The following is a 23,160-nucleotide window of genomic DNA, read 5'->3' as shown; positions in this document are numbered from 1 at the left end:
CGAATGCTCGAAGGCGCAGAAGGAAGTGACGGCTCATGTCCCACTCCATGTCACGGCGGTCCGCTCTCGGGCTGCTCGGGGGTGCCATCACCGTGGCCGCCGCGGTCACCGTCGGCGTGGCGGTCCCGTCGTACGCCGCGGTCCGCGCGAGACGGTCACCCGGCGCGGGCCCCCGCGTCGAGTCCCTCGTCGGCAGGCTCACCCTCGACGAGAAGATCTCCCTGCTGCACGGCGCGGACGACCCGAAGGGGCTCGGCCAGGCGGGCTACGTCGCCGGTGTGCCGCGCCTCGGCATCCCGCCGCTGCGGCTCGCCGACGGCCCCGCCGGTGTCCGCGTCGCCGCCCGTGCCACCGCGCTGCCCGCGCCCGTCATGCTGGCCTCCGCCTTCGACCCCGAACTCGCCCGCCGCTACGGCCGGGTGATCGGCCGCGAGGGGCGCGCCCTGGGGCAGGACGTGCTGCTCTCGCCGATGGTCAACCTCATCCGCACCCCGTACGCGGGCCGCAACTTCGAGACCTTCGGCGAGGACCCGCTGCTCGCCGCCGACCTGGTCGCCGAGGAGATCAAGGGGATCCAGGGCGAGGGCCTCATCGCCACCGTCAAGCACTTCGCCCTGAACAACCAGGAGAAGGACCGCATGTCCGTCGACGTGCGGGCGGACGAGCGGACGCTGCACGAGACGGAGCTGCGCGGCTTCGAGGCCGCCGTCGGCGCGGGCGCCGGGGCGGTCATGGGCGCCTACAACAAGGTCAACGGCACCTTCGCCTGCGAGAGCAAGACGCTGCTCAGCGATGTCCTGCGCGAGCGCTGGGGGTTCGCGGGCTGGGTGATGACCGACTGGTTCGCGCAGCACAGCACCGTCGCCTCGATCGCCGCGGGCCTCGACATGGAGATGCCGGACGACAGCTACTTCGGGGCCGCCCTGAAGCGCGCGGTCCAGAACGGCAGCGTCCCCGAGGCGCAGGTCGACCGCTCGGTGCGCCGGATCCTCGGCGTCATGGAACGGTTCGGGCTGCTCGGAGGGAGCGTCCCGCCGCGGCCGCGGCGCGACCCGAAGGCCGGTGCCGCCGTCGCCCTGGAGGTCGCCAAGGCGGGCGCCACACTGCTGCGCAACACCCCCGGCACGCTGCCGCTGACCGGCCGCGCCGCCCGCGACATCGCCGTCATCGGACCCACCGCCACGTACCCGTTCGTCAGCGGCGGCGGCAGCGCCCATGTCGTGCCCGACCACGCGCGGGCGCCGCTGGACGCGATCACGTCCCGCGCGGGGCGCGGCGCCCGGGTGACGCACGCGCTCGGCGAGGACCTCTACGGCAAGCCGCTGCCCGGCGCCGCGCTCACGCCCGGCTTCGACGCGGAGGGCCAGCAGGTCGCCGCGGGCAAGGAGTGGACGTACGAGGGGACGCTCACCGTCGCGGACAGCGACGAGTGGACCCTCGTCGTGCACTACTCGGGCGAGCGGCCGAAGGTGGAGCTGGCGGGCGAGGAGCTCTACCCGACGCTGCCGGGCGTCGCCGAGTTCTTCACCGGCGGCCTGACCTCGTCGGCGCCCGACGGGCTGAACGTGCGCCGCGCCACGCGGGCCCTCACGCGCGGCGGGCACCGCCTGACGATCCGGGCCGAGGGCGGCGACCAGGGGCAGACGTTCCGGCTGAGGCGCGTCACGGGAGCCACGCGCGCGGCCGACGTCGCCGATGCGGTACGGGCGGCGCGCGGCGCGCACGCCGTCGTCCTGTTCGCGTACGAGGACGCGACGGAGGGCCAGGACCGCACGGCGCTCGCCCTGCCGGGGCACCAGGAGGCCCTGATCAGGGCGGTGACGGCGGCCAACCCGCGGACCGCGGTGGTCCTCAACACCTCGTCGGCCACCGCGATGCCGTGGCTGGAGCGGACCGCCGCCGTGCTCCAGATGTACTACCCCGGGCAGGAGGGCGCGGCCGCCACCGCCGCCGTCCTGTTCGGGGACTGCGACCCCGGCGGGCGACTCACCCAGACGTTCCCCGTGGACGACCGCCACCATCCGACGGCCGGTGACCCGCGCCGGTATCCGGGCGTCGACGGGGTCGAGGAGTACACGGAGGGCATCCACGTCGGGTACCGCTGGTACGACGCCGAAGGGGTGCGGCCGCTCTTCCCCTTCGGGCACGGCCTTTCGTACACCTCCTTCTCCTACACGGATCTGACGCTGCGTCGAGTTGAACGCGGCGCGGTCGAGGCGGAGTTCACCGTGCGCAACACCGGGGACCGCGACGGCGTCACCGTGGCGCAGGTCTACGTCGGCCCGTCGCCCGACTTCAAGCTGACGCAGGCCGAGCGGGCCCTCGGCGGCTACCGGCGGGTCGCGTTGCGCGCGGGGGAGCGGCGCCGCCTGACCGTCCACGTCTCCGGGCGGACCCTCTCGGCGTGGGACGCCGAACGCCACGACTGGGTCCTCGGCACCGGCCGCAGGACCGTGCAAGTAGGCACGAGCGCATGTGAGTTGCCCCTCTCGGGGACCGTCTTCGTCAAGGGAGCCAGCGCATGAGGAGAAACCGGATAAGACGCGCCGCGTCGGCCGTCGCCGTCCTGGCGGTGGCCGTCGTGACCACCGTGGTGCCACAGCAGGCACAAGCACAGCAGACGCAGCAGGCACAGGAACAGCGCGTGCAGGAGCGGCAGGCGCAGTCGCGGGGCGGCGGCACGCTCGTGCGGACCGACGCCGGGTGGGTCCGGGGCAGGTCCACCGTGGAGGGGCGCCAGTTCCTCGGCATTCCCTACGCCGAGCAGCCCGTCGGCGAGCTGCGCTGGAAGGCGCCGCGGCCCGCCGAGCCCTGGAAGGGCGTGCGCCGGGCCACCGAGTTCGGCAACCGCTGTGTACAGACGGCCAGTTGGGATCCCGGATACGAGAACCCCAGCCACACCGAGGACTGCCTCGACCTGAACGTGTACAGCCCCGAGGGGCGCGCGGACCACGGGCGGCAGCGCCCCGTGCTGGTCTGGCTGCACGGCGGCGGGCTCGTCGCGGGCGCGGGCCAGGACATCGTGCCCGACACCTTCGCGCGCGAGACCGGCACCGTGGTCGTCACCGTCAACTACCGCCTCGGCGCCATGGGGTTCCTCGCCGCCCAAGGGCTCGACCGCGAGGTGTCCGACCGCGTGTCGGGCAATTACGGAATGCTCGACCAGCAGGCCGCGCTGCGCTGGGTGCGCGCCAACGTCGGCGGCTTCGGCGGCGATCCGCGCCGCGTCACCATCGCGGGCGAGTCCGCGGGCGGCCGCTCGGTCTGCACCATGCTCGCCTCGCCCACCGCGCGCGGCCTCTACCGCGCGGGCATCGTGGAGAGCGGCGCGTACGGCGACTGCGCGGGCCGCGAGCACCGGCGGGCCGTCGGCGACGGGGCCGCGTTCGCGAAGAAGGCCGGGTGCCCCGACCCCGCGACGGCCCTCGCCTGTCTGCGGGCCAGGCCCGCCGAGGACATCCTCGCCGCGCAGGCCGGCTTCGACTGGGGGCCCGTCGTCGGCGGCGCCTTCCTGCCGGTCCAGCCGAAACGCGCGTACGAGAACGGGAGCGCGGCCCGGGTGCCGGTCCTGAACGGCGCCAACAGCGACGAGGGGCGTCTCTTCGCCTTCTCGCAGTTCGACGGGCAGGGCACCCCGCTCACCGCCGAGCGGTACGGGCCCGCGCTCACCGAGGCGTACGGGCCCGAGCTCGCCGGCCGCGTCCTGAAGGAGTACCCGCTCCGCGCGCACGCCTCACCGACGCTCGCCTACGGCGCGGCGCTCGGCGACCGCATGTTCGCCTGTACCGCCCTGCGGATGAACAAGGCGCTCGCGGGCCGGGGACCCGTCTACGCCTACGAGTTCGCCGACCGCACCTCGCCGCCCTTTGCCTCGCTGCGCGCGCTCGACACGGACTTCGACTTCGGCGCGACCCATGTCAACGAGGTGCAGTACCTCTTCAAGCACTTCGGTCTCGTGACGCCGCTCGACGCCGAACAGCGGGCCCTGTCACGGCAGATGGTGCGCTACTGGGGCTCGTTCGTCCGCGACGGAGTGCCCCGCGCGCAGGGCGCGCCGACCGCGCCCGACCAGCGCGTCCGGCCGGGGCGGGTGTTGTCGCTGCGCACCGCGTCGGCGGGCGGCATCGGGATCAGTGCGGGTGTGCACGGCGAGCACCGGTGCGGCCTCTGGGACACCGTTCCTGCGGAGTGATTGCCTCCGGGGAGGCTGCCCGTCTCATACGCACAGCACTACGGAGGAACCGGCGTTGCACGTCCAGGAGTGGCTGGAGCACGTACCAGCCGTCAGTATCTACGCGCTGGTGGGCCTCGTCATCGGCCTGGAGAGCCTGGGCATTCCGCTGCCCGGCGAGATCGTCCTGATCTCCGCGGCGCTCCTGTCGTCCCAGCACGGCGACATCGATCCCGTCGTGCTCGGGGCGTGCGCGAGCGCGGGTGCCATCATCGGTGACTCGATCGGGTACGCCATCGGGCGCAAGGGCGGACGGCCGCTCCTGGCCTGGCTGGAGGGGAAGTTCCCCAAGCACTTCAGCGCGGCGAACGTCGCGAGCGCCGAGCGGTCCTTCCAGAAGTGGGGCATGTGGGCGGTCTTCTTCGGCCGTTTCGTCGCCCTGCTGCGGATCTTCGCGGGACCGCTCGCGGGCGTCCTGCGCATGCCCTACTGGAAGTTCCTGATCGCCAACGTCCTCGGCGGCATCGTCTGGGCGGGCGGCACCACCGCCGTCATCTACTACATCGGCGTGGTCGCCGAGGACTGGCTCAAGCGCTTCTCGTACCTGGGGCTCGCCGCCGCCGTGCTGATCGGCCTGACCTCGATGCTGATCGTCAGGCGCCGGGCGAAGAAGGCGGCGGCCGAGGCGGAGCTCGCCGGTACCGGTACCGGCGCGGCGGCACCGGCCGCCGAGCGGCAGCCGGTGCAGGCCGCACCGGCCACCGACTGAGTCACTCTCCGGCGTGGGCCTCGCGGTGGGCCTTCGCCAGCTCCACGTACATCGTGCCGTTCAGCGAGATGCCCTCGCGCTCCTCGTCCGTGAGCTGCCTGCGCACCTTCGCGGGCACGCCCGCGACGAGCGAGCCCGGGGGCACCTCCATGCCCTGGGGCACGAGGGCCTGCGCCGCGACCAGCGAACCGGCCCCGATCACCGCGCCGTTGAGGACGGTGGCGCCCATGCCGATCAGACAGTCGTCCTCGACGGTGCAGCCGTGCAGGACGGCGTTGTGACCGACCGAGACGCGGTCGCCGACCGTGATGGGGAAGCCGGGGTCGACGTGCAGGGTGCAGTTGTCCTGGATGTTGCTCTCGGCGCCGATGACGATGGGGCCGCAGTCGGCGCGCAGCACCGCGCCGTACCAGGTGCTCGCCCCCGCGTGCAGCGTCACCTCGCCGATCACGACGGACGTGGGCGCGGTGAAGGCGTCCTGGTCGATCTTCGGATCCTTGCCGCCGATGCCGGTGATGAGTGCTTCGTGGCCCATCGACTCGCTCCCTCTGCCGTGCGTCCGTCTCGCGTCGCGCCTGACGGCACCGTACGGGACGGGCGGCCGGGTGCCGCCGCGTGGGGTGAAGATCACAGGACGGGGGCCTGCGCGGCCCCGGGGCACTGAGTAACGTGAGCGCGTGCCGAAGAACAGGAACACGTTCTCATCCCTTGCCGCCGCGCGGCGCCGCATCGCGCAGCGCGCCGTCCACGCGGGCTGGGCGTGGGTGCAGCGCAGGGGCGCGGTGACGGCGGCGCACCCCGGACGGCTGCGGTTCGGCGCGATCGGCGAGGGCACGAAGCTCGCGTTCCCGCAGGGCACGGTGTTCGGGGAGCCCTGGATCAGGCTCGGCGACCACTGCATCGTCGGCGAACACGTCACGCTCACCGCGGGGATGATGCCGGACCTCGACCTCGGGCCCGAGCCGATCCTGCGCATCGGCAACGGCGTCGTGCTCGGCCGCGGCAGCCATGTCATCGCCGACACCACGGTCTCCGTCGGCGACGACTGCTACTTCGGCCCCTATGTGTACGTGACGTCCACCAACCACTCGTACGACGATCCGCACACGCCCATCGGCAAGCAGTGGCCGCGGATGGAGCCGGTGGAGATCGGGTCCGGCTGCTGGATCGGCACCGGCGCGGTGATCCTGCCGGGGGCGCGGATCGGGCGCAACGTCGTCGTCGCGGCGGGGGCCGTGGTGCGGGGGGAGGTGCCGGACCACGCGGTGGTCGCGGGGGCGCCGGCGCGTGTCGTGCGGACGTGGAGTGCGGAGGCGGGGTGGCAGCCGCCGCTTCGTACGCCTGCGCCTGTTCCCATTCCTGATGGGGTGACCTCGGAGCAGTTGCTGGCGCTAGGGGAGTTGGGGGACGTCTAGGTCTCTCTTCCGCGGGGTGGTGGGGGCTGGGCGCGCCGTTCCCCGCGCCCCTGACGGGGCGCCGCCTCCGTTCAGCTTGCCAGCAAGACCGTGCCCACCAGCGCCAACCCCGCCCCTGCCGCCTGGATTCCGCGGAGGCGTTCGTTCAGGAATGTTCGGGCCGCCAGTGCCGTCACCACCGGGTAGACCGAGGCCAGGACCGCGGCGACGGTGACCGGGCCGTGCTGGGCCGCCACCGAGTACGTGCCGTTCGCCGCGACGTCCGCCAGGCCCACGAACGCGAGGGCCGGGAGCGCGGCGCGGACGGCGCTGATGCCGGTGTCCTCGGGCAGGGCCCTGCCGCCGCGCCTGACCGAGAGGAACAGGGCCGTGCCGCCCGCCAGTACGTTGGTCACGCGCTGGACGAAGAGGGCGAGGAAGAGGCCGGTGAGGCTGGTCGACGCCTCGGCGATCAGGGCCATCACGCCGCCGAAGCCGAACGCCGCGACGAGCGTGAGCAGGACGGCCCTGCGCTGTACGGGGGCGCCGCGCAGTTCGGGGCCGCCCGCCAGGACGATGCCCGCGACGGCCACCGCGATGCCCGCGAACTGGGCGAGCCCCGGGCGTTCCCCGAGGAGCAGGCCGACCCCGACCGGTACCGCGACGCCGAGCGAGCCGAGCGGCGAGACCACGCCCATCGGGCCGAGCGCGAGCGCCTTGTAGAAGGCGAGCATGGCGACGGGTCCCACCAGGCCCGCGCCGACCGCGAACCACAACTGCGGGCCCCACTCCGTCCATGCGCCGGTCGCGACCACGACGGCGCCGAGGACCACGACCGCGATGGCCTGGGAGACGACGACCACGGTGAGGGCGGGGATGCGTCGGGTGAGCAGTCCGCCGCCGAAGTCGGCGAGGCCCCACAGGAGGCTGGTTGCCAGGGCGAACAGTGCGGTCATCGGGGACCCTCGCAGTACAGTGTGTTGAACCATCGGGAACCATCAGGTGCACCACACCGTAGTTCAATGCAGTGAACTCTGTCATCCAAGATATTGGACGGAATGTGTCGGACCTCGACCAGCTGACCCAGTCGCTCGCGCGCAATCTCAAGCGCTGGCGGACCGAGAGGGGCTTCACCCTCGACGCCCTCGCGGCCCGCGCGGGCGTCAGCCGCGGCATGATCATCCAGATCGAGCAGGCCAGGACCAACCCCAGCGTGGGCATCACGGTGAAGCTCGCGGACGCCCTGGGCGTCAGCATCACCACCCTCCTCGACTACGAACAGGGCTCGCACGTCCGCCTGGTCCCGCCCGAGCAGGCCGTGCGCATGTGGTCCACGGACGCGGGCAGCAGCACCACGCTCCTGGTCGGCACCGAGGCCCGGGGCCCCTTCGAGCTCTGGGCCTGGCGCCTCATGCCGGGCGAGGGCAGCGACTCCGACGCCCACCCGCCGGGCACCGTGGAGCTGTTGCACGTCTCGGCGGGCGAACTGACGCTGCTGGTCGACGGCGTGGAGCACACCGTGCCCGCGGGGAGCGCCGCCACGTTCGAGGCCGACGTGCCGCACGGCTACCACAACAAGGGCGCCGAGCCGGTCACCATGACGATGTCGGTCTCGGTGCCGCCCGCTCACGCCGCCTCCTACTGACGGCTGTTAGCGTGCCGCCATGCGTGCTCCCCTCGGTGAATTCGACGTCGTCCACCCCGCCCCCGAAGTCCTCGACCTGCTGGTCGCACCCGTCGCCGCGGCCGTGCGGGACTGGCACGGTCCGGTGCCCGCCGAGGAGCTGGTGCACGTCGACACCGAGCCGGAGTGGGCGGACACGGCCACCTTCCTGGAGCACTACGGCCCCGAACTGCTCGCCCAGTCGGCCAACTGCGTCGTCGTCGCGGGCAAGCGCGGCGGCGAGACGACGCTCGCCGCGTGCCTCGTGCTGTCCGGGACGCGGGTGGACGTGAACGGCGTTGTGCGCCGCCAACTCGGCGCCCGCAAGGCGTCGTTCGCGCCGATGGAGACCGCGACGGGCGAGAGCGGCATGGAGTACGGCGGCATCACGCCGATCGGGCTGCCCGCCGCCTGGCCCCTGCTCGTCGACTCGGCCGTGGCCGATCTGCCGTACGTCCTGGTGGGCAGCGGCAGCCGGCGCGGCAAGCTGATCGTGCCGGGCAAGGTGTTCGCCGGTCTGCCGAACGCGGTCGTCATCGAAGGGCTCGGCGTCGCCTGAGCCCCGTGCGGCCGGACAGCGGACGGCCCACGTCCGGCGGCAGGAACGCCGTCGTCAGACAGAACGGCAGCTCGCGGGCGAGCCGGCGTAGGCGCTGTCGTCGCGTCTGGCCGCCGCCACCCCGTACCGCTCAGGAGTCCAGGCCGCCGCGCGCGACGAGCTGACGGGCGATCACATTGCGCTGGATCTCGTTGGTGCCCTCGCCGACGATCATCAACGGCGCGTCGCGGAAGTAGCGTTCGACGTCGAACTCCGTGGAGTAGCCGTGCCCGCCGTGGATGCGCACCGCGTCCAGGGCGATCCGCATGGCCGTCTCGGACGCGAAGAGCTTGGCCATGCCCGCCTCCATGTCCACGCGCCGCCCCGCGTCGGCCTCGCGGGCCGCGTGCAGGGTGAGCTGGCGGGCCGCGGAGAGCGAAGTGGCCATGTCCGCCAGGTAGTTGCCGATGGACTGGTGCTGCCAGATCGGCACGCCGAACGACTCGCGCTGCTGTGCGTAGCGCAGCGCGTCCTCGAACGCGGCGCGGCCCACGCCGAGCGCGCGGGCGGCGACCTGGAGGCGCCCCGTCTCCAGGCCCTTCATCATCTGGCCGAAGCCACGGCCCTCGACACCGCCGAGGAGCGAGCCGACCGGCACGCGCAGGCCGTCGAAGGACAGCTCACAGCTCTCCACGCCCTTGTAGCCGAGCTTCGGCAGGTCGCGCGAGACGGTGAGGCCCGGACCGTGCTCGGCGAGCAGCACGGAGATACCGCGGTGCCGTGGCTCGGCGTCCGGATCGGTCTTGCAGAGCAGTGCGATGAGCTGTGAGCGGCGGGAGTTGGTGATCCAGGTCTTCGACCCGTCGACGACGTACGCCTCACCGTCGCGGCGCGCCACCGTGCGCAGCGCCTGGAGGTCCGAGCCGCCCTCCGGCTCGGTGAGCGCCATGGTCGCGCGCACGTCGCCGGTGGCCATCCGGGGCAGCCAGTGGCTCCGCTGGGCCTCGGTGCCGTAGTGCACGAGGAGCTTCGCGACGACCGTGTGGCCGCCCATCGCGCCCGCCAGGCTCATCCAGCCGCGCGCCAGTTCCTCCGTGACCAGGACGTAGCAGGCGGTCGATACGGGGGTGCCGCCGAACTCCTCGGGGACGGCGAGCCCGAAGACGCCCAGCTCCTTCATGCCCTCGATGAGCGCCTCGGGATAGGTGTCGGCGTGCTCCAACTCCCTCACCACCGGCTTCACTTGGGCGTCGACGAAGTCCCGTACGGTCGTCACGACCAGCCGCTCCTCGGCGGGCAGGGTGTCCAGGGCACTCACCGGCAGACCCCTTCCGCGAGGAGCCGTGCGATGTCGTCCGGGCCGCGGCCCAGCTCGCGCAGGATCGCCTCGGTGTGCTCGCCCGCGGCGGGCACCGGGTCCATGCGGGGGCTCACCCCGCCGAGCGCGGCGGGCGGCAGCAGTGCCTGCACCGGCGCGTCCGTGCCCGGCACCCGGATGTCCCGCCAGCGCCCGCGCTCGGTCAGGACGGGATGGTCGAGGAACTCGTGGACCGAATTGACGCCCGCGTTGGCGATGTTGGCGCGGTCGAGCAGCTTCATCATCTCGGCGCTGCCGAGTTCGGCGCTGCGCGCGGAGATGATCGCGTCGAGTGCGTCGCGGTGCGCCACCCGGTCCGCGCCGGTGGCGAACCGCGGGTCGTCCGTCAGCTCGGGCCGTCCGATGAACTCGGCGCACAGGGCGGCCCATTCGCGTTCGTTCTGCACGGAGAGCAGGACGTCCTTGCCGTCGGCCGCGGTGAACGGGCCGTACGGCGCGACCGTCGCGTGCCGGGCGCCCACGCGCGGCGGCTGGGTGCCGCCGTACCGCGTGTAGTAGGCGGGCTGGCTCACCCACTCGGCGAGCGCGTCGAAGAGGGAGACCTCAACGGTCGGCGCGCGTCCGGACGTCGCCCGTGTGAAGAGCGCAGACAGGATGCCGGTGTAGGCGTACATCCCGCCCGCGATGTCGGCCACCGAAATCCCCGCGCGCACCGCCTCGTCGGGCGTCCCGGTGAGCTGGAGCAGCCCCGTCTGGCACTGCACCAGCAGGTCGTACGCCTTGCGGTCGGCCCAGGGCCCATCCGTGCCGTAGCCGCTGATGGTGCAGGGGATCAGGGACGGGTGGCGGGCCTGAAGGGCCTCGTGACCCAGGCCGAGCCGGTCGGCGGCGCCGGGCGCGAGGTTCTGCACGAACACGTCGGCGCCCGCGAGGAGTTCGCCGAGGATCTCCCTGCCGCGCTCCGACTTGAGGTCGAGGGTGAGCGACTCCTTGGACCGGTTGAGCCAGACGAAATAGCTGGCGTTGCCGTGCACCGTCGTGTCGTACCGCCGCGCGAAGTCGCCCCCGGGGCGCTCCACCTTGATGACCCGGGCGCCGAGGTCGGCGAGCTGTCGGGTGGCGAAGGGCGCCGCGACGGCCTGCTCCAGGCTGACGACGGTGATGCCGGCGAGGGGGAGGGGATGGGGCACGGGGTGTCTCCCTCGGATGGGGCGGCAGCGGCTGCGGCCGGGGCGGGATCGTCGGCGGTCGAGGGTGGCGCGGGGCCGGGGCCCGGCGCCGAGTTTGTCCGGCCGAATCGGGGAGCGTCAATGGGCCCTGTCCACCATGCCCTCCGGCGGGTGGGGTTGACGGGGTACGCGCCGCGACGGAGGCTTGAGCCGGATTTGTACGGCACAAGAGGTGACCATGGAGCACACACCACCCGGCCGCCCCAAGGGACTCGCGCCGTACCTGGCCGCGTGGGACCCGTCCCCGGTCACCACCACGGATCCGCTGCCCGCCGCGCCCGGCACGGCCCTCGGCGCGGTACTCGACCGGCCGGACACCGCCCCCGCGCACGGCGGGCCGCTGCCGCCCCTGTGGCACTGGCTGTACTTCCTCGACTGGCCCGAGCAGCGCCGGCTCGGCGCGGACGGGCACCCGGCGGACGGCCCCTTCCTGCCGCCCGTTCCCGACCGGCGGCGGATGATCGCGGGCGGCAGGGCCGAGTTCGCCGCGCCGCTCCTGGCCGGCGCCCCGGCCCGCCGCACGAGCGCCGTCGTCGGCACGGAGGTCAAGCACGGCCGCACCGGCGAGATGGTGTTCGTGACCGTCCGGCACGAGATCAGCCAGGAGGGCACGGTCCGCGTCGTCGAGGAGCAGGACGTGGTCTACCGCAGCGGCGAGGACGCCCGCCGCCGCACCCGCTTCGGGCTCGACACGGCGGACGCCCCGCCCGCGAAGGCGCCCTGGGCCGAGGTCCTGCGGCCCACGCCGACGCTGCTCTTCCGGTTCAGTGCCCTGACCGCCAACGCGCACCGCATCCACTACGACACGCCGTACTGCCAGGACGTCGAGGGCTACCCCGGGCTCGTCGTGCACGGCCCGCTGCTCGTCCTGCTGATGCTCGAACTGGTCCGCGAGCACGCTCCGGAGCGGACGGTGCGCTCGCTGTCGTACCGGCTGCGCGAGCCGCTCTTCGTGGGGGAGCAGCTGGTGGCGGCGGGCGAGCCGGTGACCGAATCGGGCGCCGAGGGGGATCCGGCCGGCGCGGAACTGCGGATCGCGAGCCGTCGCGAGGAGCGGCACGCGAGTGCGCGGGTGACGTTCGGCTGAGTCTGAGGGCCGTTGGGGTGCGGTCCGGGGAGTGGAGGGGCCGCGGTTCGGGCAGTGGCAGGCGCCCTGCCAGGGTGTTCGTAGGGGACCCGACGCGCACCGGACGTACGGCCGACGCGCGCAGTTCAGCCGGCGCCGTCACCGTGCAGAGAGTGCTGCGCCGCCGCGGCGCCGGACCTCGCGTCCGCACCCGGAGACTCCCCACGAACCGAGAACGGAACTGTCATGTCCTCGACATCGCTCGTTTCGACGGCCACCAGCTCGTACGTCACCTCCATCGCGGACACCACCGAACAGATCAGGGCGGCCCAGCGGCTGCGTCACCAGGTCTTCGGCGAGGAGATGGGCGCGACCTTCGACACGCCCCTGCCCGGTCACGAGATCGACGCCTGGGACGACCTCGCCGACCACCTGATCGTCACCGACACCTCGACCGGCGAAGTCGTCGGCACCTACCGGCTGTTTCCCCCCGGCCGGTCCGAACGCTCCTACTCCGAGGACGAGTTCGACCTGCGGGCGCTCGGCGCCCTGCGCCCCTCCACCGTCGAGGCGGGCCGGTCCTGCGTCCACCCCGACCACCGCTCGGGCGCCGTCATCAACCTCATGTGGTCGGCGCTCGCCCGCTACGTCCTGCTCTCCGGCTACCGCCACCTGGCCGGCTGCGCCTCCGTGCCGCTCGCGGACGGCGGGCGCTCGGCGTCCGCGGCCTGGCTCATCGGCACCACCAAGCACGCATCGCCGCCGGAGCTCCGGGTCCACCCGCGACGGCCCTGGACCCCGGCCGGCGCCGCGCCCGAGAGCCCCTCCTACGCCGATCTGCCGCCGCTCCTGCGCGGCTATCTGCGCCTCGGCGCCTGGATGTGCGGCGCCCCCGCCCACGACCCGGACTTCGACGTCGCGGACTTCTTCGTCCTGCTCGACATGGAACGGCTCAGCGACCGCCACCGCCGCTTCTTCCTCGGGGAGACGGGCCGGTGAACCCGTGGACGGTGGAGCCCGGCTGCCCGTCGAGCTGCGCCGCACGGCCCGAGCCGCGCGTGCCCGCGCCGGAAGCGCTGCGCAGGTACGCCGCGTTGACGTACGCCCTGACCCGGGCGGCGGCGCGCGGCGAGCGGCTCGCGGAGCCGCGCGTGCTGCGCTCCGAGGCGCGTGCCGTCCTCGACGCGCTCGGGGTGCGGCTCGACGCGGGCCGGGGGCCGCTCGCCGCGCGCGGCGGCAGGGACGGAAGCACGGGCGGCGGCACGGGTCGTGGGCCGGGCACGCTGATCGTGGCGAACCACATCTCCTGGCTCGACGTCGTCGCACTGCTCGCCGTGGAACCGGCGACCGTGCTCGCCAAGCGCGAGGTGGGCCGGTGGCCGCTCATCGGCACCCTGGCCCGGCGCGCGGGGACCCGGTTCATCGACCGGGAGGGCAGCCCGCGCGAACTCCCTTACATCGTCGCTTCGTTGGCGGAGCTGCTGCGTGGCGGCACCTCCGTCCTCGTCTTCCCGCAGGCGACGACGTGGTGTTCCCCTGCGGGCGGCCGGTTCCGCCGCGCGGCGTTCCAGGCGGCGGCCGACGCGGGCGCGCCGGTGCGGCCGGTGACCGTCGAGTACCGCCAGGGCGGCGCCCCCAGCACCGCGGCGGCCTTCCTCGGCGACGAGGACTTCACCGCGTCGCTGCGCCGGGTGGCGGGGGCCCGCGGTCTGACGGTGCGGATCACGGCGCGCGCCCTGCTCCGCGGCACCGACCGGCGGGCCCTCGCCGCCGCGGCCCAGCGGGCCACCCGGTCAGCGGCGGTTCCTTGCGCGCGGCCTGTTGCGGTGCGCCGGGCGGGCGCACGGGACGGGAGCGGACGCACGCGCGGCGCAGACCGAGCTGCCGAGCGGCGCGTCGGCCAACCGCCGCCATACGACGCCCACTCGGCGGGCGATGCGGACGACTGGCTTGTGGGCGAAGACGAGGTACGTCATGGGGTCACCTCCGGGAAGGGCAGTGGGGCGGTGGTCAGTAGGTGACGCCGAACGCGCGGTCCGCGAGCGGCCGTGGCGCGGGGGCCGGACGGGCGTACGCCACGATCTGCCGCGCCGCGGGGCGCGGGATGTCGAGGTGTGCCGCGAGCCAGGCCGCGCGGTGGCCGCGCAGCGCGAGCAGATACGCGAGGTGGATGCGCTCGTCGTAGACGGGACCGGGACCCGAGGTGGGCCGGTCGGGCGTGGCGAGCAGATAGACGGCGGACGTTCCGTGGATGACGAGCCGGATGGTCGGCCCGGCGGACACGAGGGCCATGACGGCCTCCCAGAGCGCGGGGCGGCAGCACCGGTGGAGGCACGGGGGCCAGGAACGTCAGTGCGTACCGCGAGGAGACGGGGGAAGGGCGGATCGCTGACGACCCGCGGGCGAGCGCGTGACGCGGCTCGTACTCGGACTCGGACTGTGGTCCATGACGTTCCCGCCTCCTCTCCTTCTCGGCTTCGTCGGCTCCCCGGCGGCTGTGCGTCGGCCGTGGCGCGATGGCCCCAAAGGTAGGCAGCGGAAAGGCCGGTGGACCAGGGGCGAAGGTCCCGACCTGGGCGCTCGCGCGAGTGAGGGAGTCCTCCTCGCGTGCTCGCGCGAGCGGCGGCGTCCTTACGCGCACGGCGTTCATTCGGCACGGGCGCCGCCCTGCTCGCCGAGCCCGGCGAGGTTCTCCCCGTTGTCCAGGCGCGCTTCGATCCGCAGCCGGGCGTCGCGCGGGGCGCGCACCGCGAGGGTCCTGCCGTCGTGCTTCTCGTCGACCGTGCCGGACAGCGTGAGGCCGGTGACGGCGCGGCTGCCCGCGGCCAGGGCGTACCAGCGCCCCGCCCGCGACTTCCAGTGGGCCGCGGCGACCACGTGCTGTCCGAAGCGGCCGCAGGCGGCCGTGGACCCCTCGTGCGCCACCACTCTGGCGGGCGCCGACTGCGGCCCGCCGGGCGTACGGAGCTGGATCTGGACGGATCCTGGTCCGCGCCACGTGGAGGCCCGCGCGCAGGTCCACACCGCGCGTCCGCCGTTCTCCGGCAGCTCCTGCTGGGCGAAGTCCCACGCGTTGACCGCGCGCACCCCCGTGCCGCGCAGCCCGTCCAGGGCGCACGCCGAGTGGGCCCAGGCGAGCAGGGCGGTGGAGCTGGTGGCCTCGCGGGGCTGGCGCGCGGGTGGCGTGCCGCCGCCGGGCAGCGGGGTGTGCGTGAGGTGGACGGGCGAGAGGTCGCCGAGGTCGGTCAGCAGGAAGCTGTGCTTCTCGACGATCCGCGAGGAGGACCGCAGTTGCAGGACGGGCCTGCTGTCGCAGCTCTTCGCGGCCGCGCCTTCGACGGGCGCCGTGACCCCGTCGGGGCGCACCCGCAGGGGCTTGGCGGGTGTGTCGGGGTGCACCAGGTCGCGGGTCTCGGCCTCGGCGATCCACGGCGCGGTGAGATAGCGGACCTTGCCGCCGCCGCGGGTGACGGCGACGGCGGCGGCCGTCGTCACATTGGCCTCGTCCGTGCGGGCCACGTCCCAGGTCGGCGTGGATCCCGTGGTGTTCCGGGCCGAGGCCTGGACCGTGGAGTCCCCGTCGGATGCGTCGTCCGACGCCGCGGGGGAGGGTTCCGTGTAGCGGGCGATGCGGTCCACGTCGGCGAGGAGGACCACGGTGCGGTCCTCGACGTCCCCCGCGTACAGCAGTTGCGGCGGGCTGGACGGCGGCTGCGTCGGGGTCGTGGAGGTGGCCGCCGTGCGGGTTCCCGGTGCGGCGCCCGCCCAGGTGCCGAGGGCACGGGCCAGGAGGTCGTGGTCGTCGGTACGGTCACCGCGCGCGGGCCAGGCGGTGAAGTCGACGCGGGCGGTGTCGGCCCATTCGTCGCGGGGCGTCCGCACGAGCTTGGCGGGGTCGAGGGCTCCGGTGGCGAGGTTGCTCGACGTGCTGCCGGTCGGCGTCGAGGAAGGGCCTGAGGCCCGGGGGCCGACCACGGCCACGGTGGCGAGCGTGATCGCGGCGGCGCCCGCGGCGGTGCAGGCGAGGATCCTGCGCCGTCTGCGCCGCAGCAGGTCGGTCGGCCGGGTCTGCACCGAGCAGGCGTCGAACTCCCTGGACCGCAGGAGCGCTTCGGCGAGCGCGCCCGCCGACGACTCCAGCTGCCGGGCGCCGCGCAGTGCGACCGCGGGCCGCTCGACGCCCGCGGCGGCGAGGAGTTCCCCGACGCTCTCCTCGGAGAGGTGGTCGACCCGGCAGAGCACGAACGCGGCGCGGGCCGGGGCGGGAGCCCCCGACAGGGCTTGCGCCAGGGCCAGTTCGTCGGCGCCGCCGGACCGGGGGAACAGCTGGAGTCCCCAGACGACGGGCAGCGCGGGGAGCAGCGCGCGCGGCGGCGGCAGGGCGCCCGGCCAGCCTTTCGGACGCCGGTCGAACCGGAGCGCCGACCGCAGCACCTGGGCGCGGGCCCAGTCACGCTCGGCGTGGTCCGTGCGGTCGCCGCGGCGCTGGCCCGGCACGTGCGGGCCCCGGCGCGGGGGCCGTATCCCGGGCAGCGCCCGCTGCACCGCCGCGTGCGCGGCGAGGACCCTGCGGTGCCGCGAGAGCGAGGGCGGCAGGGTGAGATAGGCGAGACGGACCAGATCGGTGTAGTGCTCGAGCAGAGCGGTCTCGGCTCGGTCGAGTCCTATGCGGCCGGTCTCGGCAGCTTCGTTTCCGGAGCGGGTGGGCATGGGGCGATTGCCTTCCGGGTGGGCGACGCCGTGTCACTGTCACTGCACTTGATCGGTCAAACGAGTGAATCGTGGGATGGTCACAGTGATCCCCTTGCCGGGCGCCCGTGCGCCGGTGGACGAGGGGTTCGCGCCGGTCCCGCCGCGCGCCTCGCTGAGCGGAACGGCCGCGAGGGGGAGACGGTGTTCGCAGGGCTGGTTCGCGGGGCCGGTTTCGCGGTACCGGTCGCTGGACGCGGCCCCGCGGGACGGGCCGCGCACGACCACGACGGCTGGAGGCACCACCGATGAGCGACGACGGCGGAACCGACGGCGATGACGTACGCGGCGACAGCGATGACGCGTACGCTCCCGCCGGCGGAGGCGACGCACCGCCCCTGCGCTGCCTGGTGACGGGCGCGACCGGCTACATCGGCGGCCGCCTGGTGCCCGAGCTGCTCGACGCGGGCCACCGGGTCCGCTGCCTGGCGCGCTCGCCCGACAAACTGCGGGACCACCCCTGGTCGGGCCGGGTGGAGACGGTACGGGGCGATGTCACCGACGCGGAGTCCGTCGGCGCGGCCCTGCGGGACATCGACGTCGCGTACTACCTCGTACACGCCCTCGGCACCGGACGCGGCTTCGAGCGGACCGACCGCGAGGCCGCCCGGATCTTCGCCGAGCAGGCCCGTGCCGCCGGTGTGCGGCGCATCGTCTACCTGGGCGGTCTGACGCCGGACGGCGTTCCGGCCCGCGACCTGTCGCCGCATCTGCGCTCGCGCGCCGAGGTCGGCGAGATCTTCCTGGCCTCGGAGGTGCCCGCCACCGTGCTGCGGGCCGCCGTCATCATCGGCTCCGGCTCCGCCTCGTTCGAGATCCTGCGCTACCTCACCGAGCGGCTGCCCGTGATGGTCACCCCGAGCTGGGTGCGGACCAGGATCCAGCCCATCGCCGTACGGGACGTCCTGCGCTATCTGGTGGGCAGCGCGCGGATGCCCGACGACGTGAACCGCGCGTTCGACATCGGCGGCCCCGACGTCCTGACCTACCGCGACATGATGCGCAGGTACGCCGTCGTCGCGGGCCTGCCGCGCCGCCTGATCGTGCCGGTGCCGATCCTGACGCCCGGCCTCTCCAGCCACTGGATCGGCCTGATCACCCCGGTGCCGCGCTCCATCGCCAGGCCGCTCGCGCAGTCGCTGAGCCACGAGGTGGTCTGCGGGGAGCACGACATCGCCCGCCACGTGCCCGATCCCCCCGGCACCCCGTTCGGCTTCGACAAGGCGGTGGCGCTCGCGCTGCGGCGGATCCAGGAGGCCAAGGTCACCACGCGCTGGTCATCGGCTTCGGTGCCGGGCGCGCCCAGCGATCCGCTGCCGACCGACCCGGACTGGGCGGGCGGCAGCCTCTACACGGACTGCCGCGAACAGCGCGTCGACGCCTCGCCCGAGCAGCTGTGGCGGGTGGTCGAGAGCATCGGCGGCGAACACGGCTGGTACTCCTTGCCGTTGGCCTGGGCCGTGCGTGGCTGGCTGGACCGCCTGGTGGGCGGCGTCGGCCTGCGCCGCGGCCGCCGCGACGCCGAACGCCTGCGCGTCGGCGACTCGTTGGACTTCTGGCGGGTGGAGGAGATCGACCCGGGCCGACTGCTGCGCCTGCGTGCGGAGATGCGCCTCCCCGGCCTCGCCTGGCTCGAACTCTTCGTGGAGGAGGACGAGAAGGGCGCCACCCGCTACCGGCAACGGGCCCTGTTCCACCCACGCGGCCTGCTCGGTCAGGCGTACTGGTGGGGCGTATCGCCCTTCCACGCCGTGGTGTTCGGCGGGATGGCCCGCAACATCGGGCGGGCGGCGGAGGCGGGGAGCCGGGAAGGGGACGGGTAGGCGCCAGGACGGCCGGGACCTCGGTCATCCTGGCGCCCGGCCGTCCTGGCGGCCGGAGGCTAGGCCGTCGGACGGAACAATCGCGAGGCGTTGTCCCCGAACGTCCACCCCTTCGAGCCGTCCCAGTTGATCGACCAGGTCATCAGGCCCTTGAGTGCGCCGCCGTAGGTGTTCCACGCCTGGGAGACCAGGTTCGGTGCCATGTAGCCGCCGCCCGCGCCCGGTTGGGCGGGGAGGCCGGGGACCTGTTTGTCGTAGGGGACCTTGATCGTGGTGCCCTGGATGACCAGGCCCTTGTTGAGGCAGTCGGTCTGCTTGGTGAAGCCCTGGACCGTGCCCGCGGAGTAGGAGTCGCCGGAGCAGCCGTACATGCTGCCGTTGTAGTACTGCATGTTGAGCCACCACAGGCGGCCGTTGTCGGCGTACTTCTTGATGACGGGCAGGTACGCGCCCCAGATGGAGCCGTACACGACGCTGCCGCCGGTGACGTACGCCGTCTCCGGGGCCATGGTCAGGCCGAAGTTCGCGGGCATCTTGGCCAGTACGCCGTCGATGATGCGGATGAGGTTGGACTGCGAGGCCGACAGCTGGTTGATGTTGCCGCTGCCCACGAGGCCGGTCTCGATGTCGATGTCGATGCCGTCGAAGTTGTACTTCTTCAGGATCGGCACGATCGTCTCGACGAACCGGTCGGCGACGGCGGGGGAGTTGAGGTCGATGCCGGCCGTCGCGCCGCCGATGGACATCAGGATGGTGGCGCCGTCCGCCTTGGCCTGGCACATCTCGGCCGGCGTCGCGACCTTCACCGTCGCGTCCATGCCGTCCTCCCACAGGACGGTGCCGTCGGAGCGGATGACGGGGAAGGCGGCGTTGATGACGTTGTAGCCGTGCTGCTTGATGCGGCTGTCGGTGATGGGGGTCCAGCCGAACGGCGGGTGCACGCCGTTCGACGCGCCGTCCCAGTTCTCCCAGTACCCCTGGAGCACCTTGCCCGCGGGCTTCGACTTCACCGCGCAGGTGTCGGCGCTCGGGGCGGCGTCGGGCGCCGCCGCGGCGGCCGGGAGGTGTGCGAAACAGACCAGTGCCAGGGCGGACCCCAGCAGGCGTAACGTCCGACCGATCACGCTGTGCTCCTCGGGTGCGGAGAGGGGACCTGGAGACGTGCGTGGTGCGATCCGTCACGGTAGGCAGGTACAGACCAAGCGTCAATAGGTCTGGACCAGAGAAGGAGTGCCGGATTCCGGGGCGTGGATCCCGGCCGCGCCTCAGTCGTCGACCGGCAGCCCGCGGGACTCCTTGATGCGCTTCATGATGATCTGCGAGTTGACCTCCGTGACCCCGGCGAGCGTGGTGAGGCGCTCGATCCAGAGGCGTTCGTACGCCGCGAGGTCGGCGACCGCGATGCGGAGCAGGCAGCCGGGGCTGCCGAACAGGCGGTACGCCTCGATGACGTCGGGCACGTCCTGCAACGCCTCCTCGAACGCCTCGACCGTCTCGCGGTCCCTGCGCACCTCGATGGAGACCAGGACCTCGAAGCCGCGCCCCACCGCGTCCGGGTCGACGACCGCGCGGTACCCCTGGATCACGCCGTCCTGCTCCAGCTGCCGGACCCGTCGCATACAGGGCGAAGCGCTCAGGCCCACCCGCTGGGCGAGCTCCTGGTTGGTCAGCCGTCCGTCGTTCTGAAGCTCACGCAAAATACTGCGATCGATATCGTCCACGGCGCAATTATCCACCTCTGTTGTTGCGCGGGCGACCGATCTTGGCAAACACATTGCGCAGTGTTCGAACTATCCTTGCGCGGGGCCCGACCGTCACCACGGGGGCCGGTGATTCTCGGGATTCATGGACTCATGGGAGGTACGCAGAGGTGGAAGCCGTGGCAGCCGTGGACGCGCAGGCACGCCGGATCGTCGTCATCAGCACCGGCGGGACGATAGCCAGCCGGTGGCAGGGCACCGGCTTCGCCGCCGACGCCCCGGGCAGCGAGGTGCTCGCCACGGCCTCGATACCCGGCGGCATCACCTCCGAGGTCATCGACCTCTTCAACGTGAACAGCCCGCGCCTGACCTCCGCACAGCAGCTCACCCTGCTGCACACGGTGCACGAGGTGCTCGCCGACCCCGGCGTCGACGGCATCGTCGTCACCCACGGCACCGACACCCTGGAAGAGTCCGCCTTCCTGCTCGACCTGCACCACCACGACCCCCGCCCGGTCGTCTTCACCGGGGCGCAGAAGCCCCTCGGCGCCGAGGACGGCGACGGTCCCGGCAATCTGTACGACGCGCTGCTCACCGCCGCCACCGTGCGCGGCCTCGGTGTCCTCGTCGTCTTCGACGGCAAGGTGCACGCCGCGCGCGGCACCGTGAAGACCCAGACCCTGGCCGCCGACGCCTTCGCCGACCCGTCCGGGCCGCGCGTCGGCAACGTCGGCTTCGGCAAGGTCTCCGTACTGCACCGCCCGGAGCGGCCCGAGCCGCTGCCGCTGCCCGCGGTCGTCGCCGGCGGATCCCTGCCGCGCATCGACATGGTGATGCACCACGTGGACGCCGACCCGCTGTTCCTCGAAGCCGCCGTCGAGGCAGGCGCCCAGGGCATCGTCCTGGTCGCCACGGGCGCGGGCAACGCCACCCCCGAGTTCGTCGCGGCGGTCGCCGCCGCCATCGACCGGGGCGTCCTCGTCGCCCTCACCACCCGCGTCGCCGCCGGTCCCGTCACCGAGATCTACACGCACGGCGGGGCGGTCGACCTCTCCGCCGCAGGCGCCGTCCTGACCGGCACCCTGCGCGCGGGCCAGGCCCGCTCGGCACTCCTCGCCGTCCTGCTCGGCGAGAGCGGCCAGGAGGCGCGCACCAAGGAACTGCGGCGCGTGGTCGGTACGTCCACGGGCTCCGTCGCCGCCGAAGGGCGCGCGGCGTAGGCGTCGCCCGCGATCACCGCGCACAAACGTTTCTTCGTACGTAGCACGAGAAGGACCCCAAGACCGCCATGACTGCCGCCGCGCCGACCAGCGCCCACCGCCGCGAACACGACCTCCTCGGGGACCGTGACGTCCCCGCCGACGCCTACTGGGGCATCCACTCCCTGCGCGCCACGGAGAACTTCCCCATCACCGGCATCCCGATCTCGGTGTACCCGCACCTGATCGAGGCGCTCGCCGCCGTCAAGGAGGCCGCGGCCCGCGCCAACGAGGAGCTGGGCCTGCTCCCCAAGGCCAAGGCCGACGCGATCGCCGCGGCCTGCGGGGAGATCAGGCGCGGCCAGCTGCACGACCAGTTCGTCGTCGACGTCATCCAGGGCGGCGCGGGCACCTCCACGAACATGAACGCCAACGAGGTCGTCGCCAACCGCGCCCTCGAACTCCTCGGCCACGCCAAGGGCGACTACCAGCACCTGCATCCCAACGAGGACGTCAACCTCAGCCAGTCCACCAACGACGTCTACCCGACCGCCGTCAAGATCGCGACGGTCGCCGCGGCGCACGGACTGCTCCGCGCCATGGCCGTCGTGCAGGACGCGTTCGCGGCCAAGGCCCTGGAGTTCCGCGAGGTCCTGAAGATGGGCCGTACGCAGCTCCAGGACGCGGTGCCCATGACGCTGGGCCAGGAGTTCTCCGCGTACGCCGTGATGCTGGACGAGGACCGCAGCAGGCTCGCCGAGGCGGTGGAGCTGATCCACGAGATCAACCTCGGCGCCACCGCCATCGGCACCGGCCTCAACGCCCCCGCCGGCTACGCGGAGACCGCCCGCAGGCACCTCGCAGGGATCACCGGGCTGCCGCTGGTGACCGCCGCGAACCTGGTGGAGGCCACCCAGGACTGCGGCGCGTTCGTCCACCTCTCCGGTGTCCTCAAGCGCATCGCGGTCAAGCTCTCCAAGAGCTGCAACGACCTGCGGCTGCTCTCGTCGGGGCCGCGCGCCGGACTCAACGAGATCAACCTGCCGCCGGTGCAGGCGGGATCGAGCATCATGCCCGGCAAGGTCAACCCGGTCATCCCCGAGGTCGTCAACCAGGTCGCCTTCGAGGTGATCGGCAACGACGTGACCATCACGATGGCCGCCGAGGCCGGACAGCTCCAGCTCAACGCCTTCGAGCCGATCATCCTGCACTCGCTCGCCAAGAGCATCACGTCGCTGCGCGCGGCCTGTCTGACCCTGGCCGAGCGGTGCGTCTCGGGGATCACCGCCAACACCGAGGTGCTGCGGGCCTCCGTGGAGACGTCCATCGGGCTCGTCACCGCGCTCAATCCGCACATCGGGTACACGGCGGCGACGGAGATCGCGCGGGAGGCGCTGCGCTCGGGGCGGGGCGTGGCCGAACTCGTCCTGGAGAAGGGGCTGTTGCCGCCCGAGCGGCTTGCCGAGTTGCTCACTCCTGAGCGGATCGCCGGCGCGGCCTGAGCGGATCGCGGGTGCGGCCTGAACCGTGGGGGCCGGGTG

At 73.2% G+C, this 23,160-nt stretch carries 20 protein-coding genes; 12 read left to right on the top strand and 8 right to left on the bottom strand.

The genetic code is table 11. The features are described from left to right. Positions 1–35: 35 nt before the first annotated feature. Genes ACIO9J_RS05265 through ACIO9J_RS05255 form a run of 3 tightly spaced genes read left to right on the top strand, consistent with a single transcriptional unit; the run spans position 36 to position 4,940 of the window. The gene (locus tag ACIO9J_RS05265; protein ID WP_401992751.1) at positions 36–2,525 is read left to right on the top strand and encodes a beta-glucosidase; all 2,490 of its coding nucleotides are present in this window, start codon (positions 36–38) and stop codon (positions 2,523–2,525) included. After that, positions 2,522–4,192, top strand: a complete 1,671-nt coding sequence (locus ACIO9J_RS05260; protein ID WP_401992748.1) for a carboxylesterase/lipase family protein — start codon at positions 2,522–2,524, stop codon at positions 4,190–4,192. The genes ACIO9J_RS05265 and ACIO9J_RS05260 overlap by 4 nt, the downstream gene beginning before the upstream one ends. Before the next feature lie 55 nt (positions 4,193–4,247). Further along, complete coding sequence (locus ACIO9J_RS05255; protein WP_401992745.1) at positions 4,248–4,940, top strand: DedA family protein; 693 nt, start codon at positions 4,248–4,250, stop codon at positions 4,938–4,940. A 1-nt stretch (position 4,941) separates the two neighbouring features. On the opposite strand, the gene ACIO9J_RS05250 is transcribed toward ACIO9J_RS05255, so the two are convergent. Continuing rightward, a complete protein-coding gene (locus tag ACIO9J_RS05250) occupies positions 4,942–5,475 on the bottom strand; it encodes a gamma carbonic anhydrase family protein (RefSeq protein ID WP_401992742.1) in 534 nt (177 codons plus the stop codon). A 142-nt stretch (positions 5,476–5,617) separates the two neighbouring features. On the opposite strand from ACIO9J_RS05250, the gene ACIO9J_RS05245 reads away from it, so the two are divergent. Beyond that, the gene (locus tag ACIO9J_RS05245) at positions 5,618–6,355 is read left to right on the top strand and encodes an acyltransferase (protein ID WP_401992739.1); all 738 of its coding nucleotides are present in this window, start codon (positions 5,618–5,620) and stop codon (positions 6,353–6,355) included. Positions 6,356–6,426: 71 nt separating this feature from the next. Here ACIO9J_RS05245 and ACIO9J_RS05240 read toward each other — a convergent pair whose 3' ends face one another. Continuing rightward, positions 6,427–7,290: an EamA family transporter gene (locus ACIO9J_RS05240; RefSeq protein WP_401992736.1), complete on the bottom strand. Its 864-nt coding sequence runs from the start codon at positions 7,288–7,290 to the stop codon at positions 6,427–6,429. Positions 7,291–7,394: 104 nt separating this feature from the next. Here ACIO9J_RS05240 and ACIO9J_RS05235 point away from each other — a divergent pair, with 104 nt between their 5' ends. Both ACIO9J_RS05235 and ACIO9J_RS05230 read left to right on the top strand, forming a co-directional pair. Continuing rightward, complete coding sequence (locus tag ACIO9J_RS05235; RefSeq protein WP_401992733.1) at positions 7,395–7,979, top strand: helix-turn-helix domain-containing protein; 585 nt, start codon at positions 7,395–7,397, stop codon at positions 7,977–7,979. A gap of 19 nt (positions 7,980–7,998) precedes the next feature. After that, positions 7,999–8,556 carry a YbaK/EbsC family protein gene (locus ACIO9J_RS05230; RefSeq protein WP_401992730.1) on the top strand — a complete coding sequence of 186 codons (558 nt, stop codon included), beginning with the start codon at positions 7,999–8,001 and terminating at the stop codon, positions 8,554–8,556. A gap of 130 nt (positions 8,557–8,686) precedes the next feature. Here ACIO9J_RS05230 and ACIO9J_RS05225 read toward each other — a convergent pair whose 3' ends face one another. Beyond that, positions 8,687–9,853, bottom strand: a complete 1,167-nt coding sequence (locus tag ACIO9J_RS05225) for an acyl-CoA dehydrogenase family protein (protein WP_401992728.1) — start codon at positions 9,851–9,853, stop codon at positions 8,687–8,689. Further along, positions 9,850–11,043, bottom strand: coding sequence for a CaiB/BaiF CoA transferase family protein (locus ACIO9J_RS05220; protein ID WP_401992725.1), 1,194 nt, complete (start codon positions 11,041–11,043; stop codon positions 9,850–9,852). Before ACIO9J_RS05220 ends, ACIO9J_RS05225 begins: the two co-directional genes overlap by 4 nt. A 217-nt stretch (positions 11,044–11,260) precedes the next feature. On the opposite strand from ACIO9J_RS05220, the gene ACIO9J_RS05215 reads away from it, so the two are divergent. From ACIO9J_RS05215 to ACIO9J_RS05205, 3 genes are all read left to right on the top strand, one after another. Continuing rightward, complete coding sequence (locus ACIO9J_RS05215; protein WP_401992722.1) at positions 11,261–12,169, top strand: hypothetical protein; 909 nt, start codon at positions 11,261–11,263, stop codon at positions 12,167–12,169. Positions 12,170–12,394: 225 nt separating this feature from the next. Then, positions 12,395–13,147: a GNAT family N-acetyltransferase gene (locus tag ACIO9J_RS05210; RefSeq protein WP_401992719.1), complete on the top strand. Its 753-nt coding sequence runs from the start codon at positions 12,395–12,397 to the stop codon at positions 13,145–13,147. Then, the gene (locus ACIO9J_RS05205) at positions 13,144–14,169 is read left to right on the top strand and encodes a lysophospholipid acyltransferase family protein (RefSeq protein ID WP_401992716.1); all 1,026 of its coding nucleotides are present in this window, start codon (positions 13,144–13,146) and stop codon (positions 14,167–14,169) included. The genes ACIO9J_RS05210 and ACIO9J_RS05205 overlap by 4 nt, the downstream gene beginning before the upstream one ends. Here the strand turns inward: ACIO9J_RS05205 and ACIO9J_RS05200 are convergent. Then, complete coding sequence (locus ACIO9J_RS05200) at positions 14,159–14,440, bottom strand: hypothetical protein (protein WP_401992713.1); 282 nt, start codon at positions 14,438–14,440, stop codon at positions 14,159–14,161. The genes ACIO9J_RS05205 and ACIO9J_RS05200 overlap by 11 nt on opposite strands. 354 nt (positions 14,441–14,794) lie before the next feature. After that, positions 14,795–16,858: a hypothetical protein gene (locus ACIO9J_RS05195; RefSeq protein WP_401992710.1), complete on the bottom strand. Its 2,064-nt coding sequence runs from the start codon at positions 16,856–16,858 to the stop codon at positions 14,795–14,797. A 287-nt stretch (positions 16,859–17,145) separates the two neighbouring features. Between ACIO9J_RS05195 and ACIO9J_RS05190 the strand changes: the two genes are divergently transcribed. Then, positions 17,146–18,720 carry an SDR family oxidoreductase gene (locus ACIO9J_RS05190; RefSeq protein WP_401992707.1) on the top strand — a complete coding sequence of 525 codons (1,575 nt, stop codon included), beginning with the start codon at positions 17,146–17,148 and terminating at the stop codon, positions 18,718–18,720. A 59-nt stretch (positions 18,721–18,779) separates the two neighbouring features. On the opposite strand, the gene ACIO9J_RS05185 is transcribed toward ACIO9J_RS05190, so the two are convergent. Further along, complete coding sequence (locus tag ACIO9J_RS05185) at positions 18,780–19,841, bottom strand: chitinase (RefSeq protein WP_401993079.1); 1,062 nt, start codon at positions 19,839–19,841, stop codon at positions 18,780–18,782. 144 nt (positions 19,842–19,985) lie between these two features. Next, the gene (locus ACIO9J_RS05180; protein ID WP_401992705.1) at positions 19,986–20,441 is read right to left on the bottom strand and encodes an Lrp/AsnC family transcriptional regulator; all 456 of its coding nucleotides are present in this window, start codon (positions 20,439–20,441) and stop codon (positions 19,986–19,988) included. Between the two features lie 158 nt (positions 20,442–20,599). Between ACIO9J_RS05180 and ACIO9J_RS05175 the strand changes: the two genes are divergently transcribed. Beyond that, positions 20,600–21,640: an asparaginase gene (locus ACIO9J_RS05175; protein WP_401992702.1), complete on the top strand. Its 1,041-nt coding sequence runs from the start codon at positions 20,600–20,602 to the stop codon at positions 21,638–21,640. Positions 21,641–21,708: 68 nt separating this feature from the next. Next, complete coding sequence (gene aspA, locus ACIO9J_RS05170; RefSeq protein WP_401992699.1) at positions 21,709–23,121, top strand: aspartate ammonia-lyase; 1,413 nt, start codon at positions 21,709–21,711, stop codon at positions 23,119–23,121. Positions 23,122–23,160 lie beyond the last annotated feature (39 nt).

The sequence above is a fragment of the Streptomyces sp. NPDC087300 genome, assembly GCF_044744425.1.
Lineage (GTDB): Bacteria > Actinomycetota > Actinomycetes > Streptomycetales > Streptomycetaceae > Streptomyces.
This window is presented reverse-complemented; position numbering and strand designations above follow the sequence as displayed.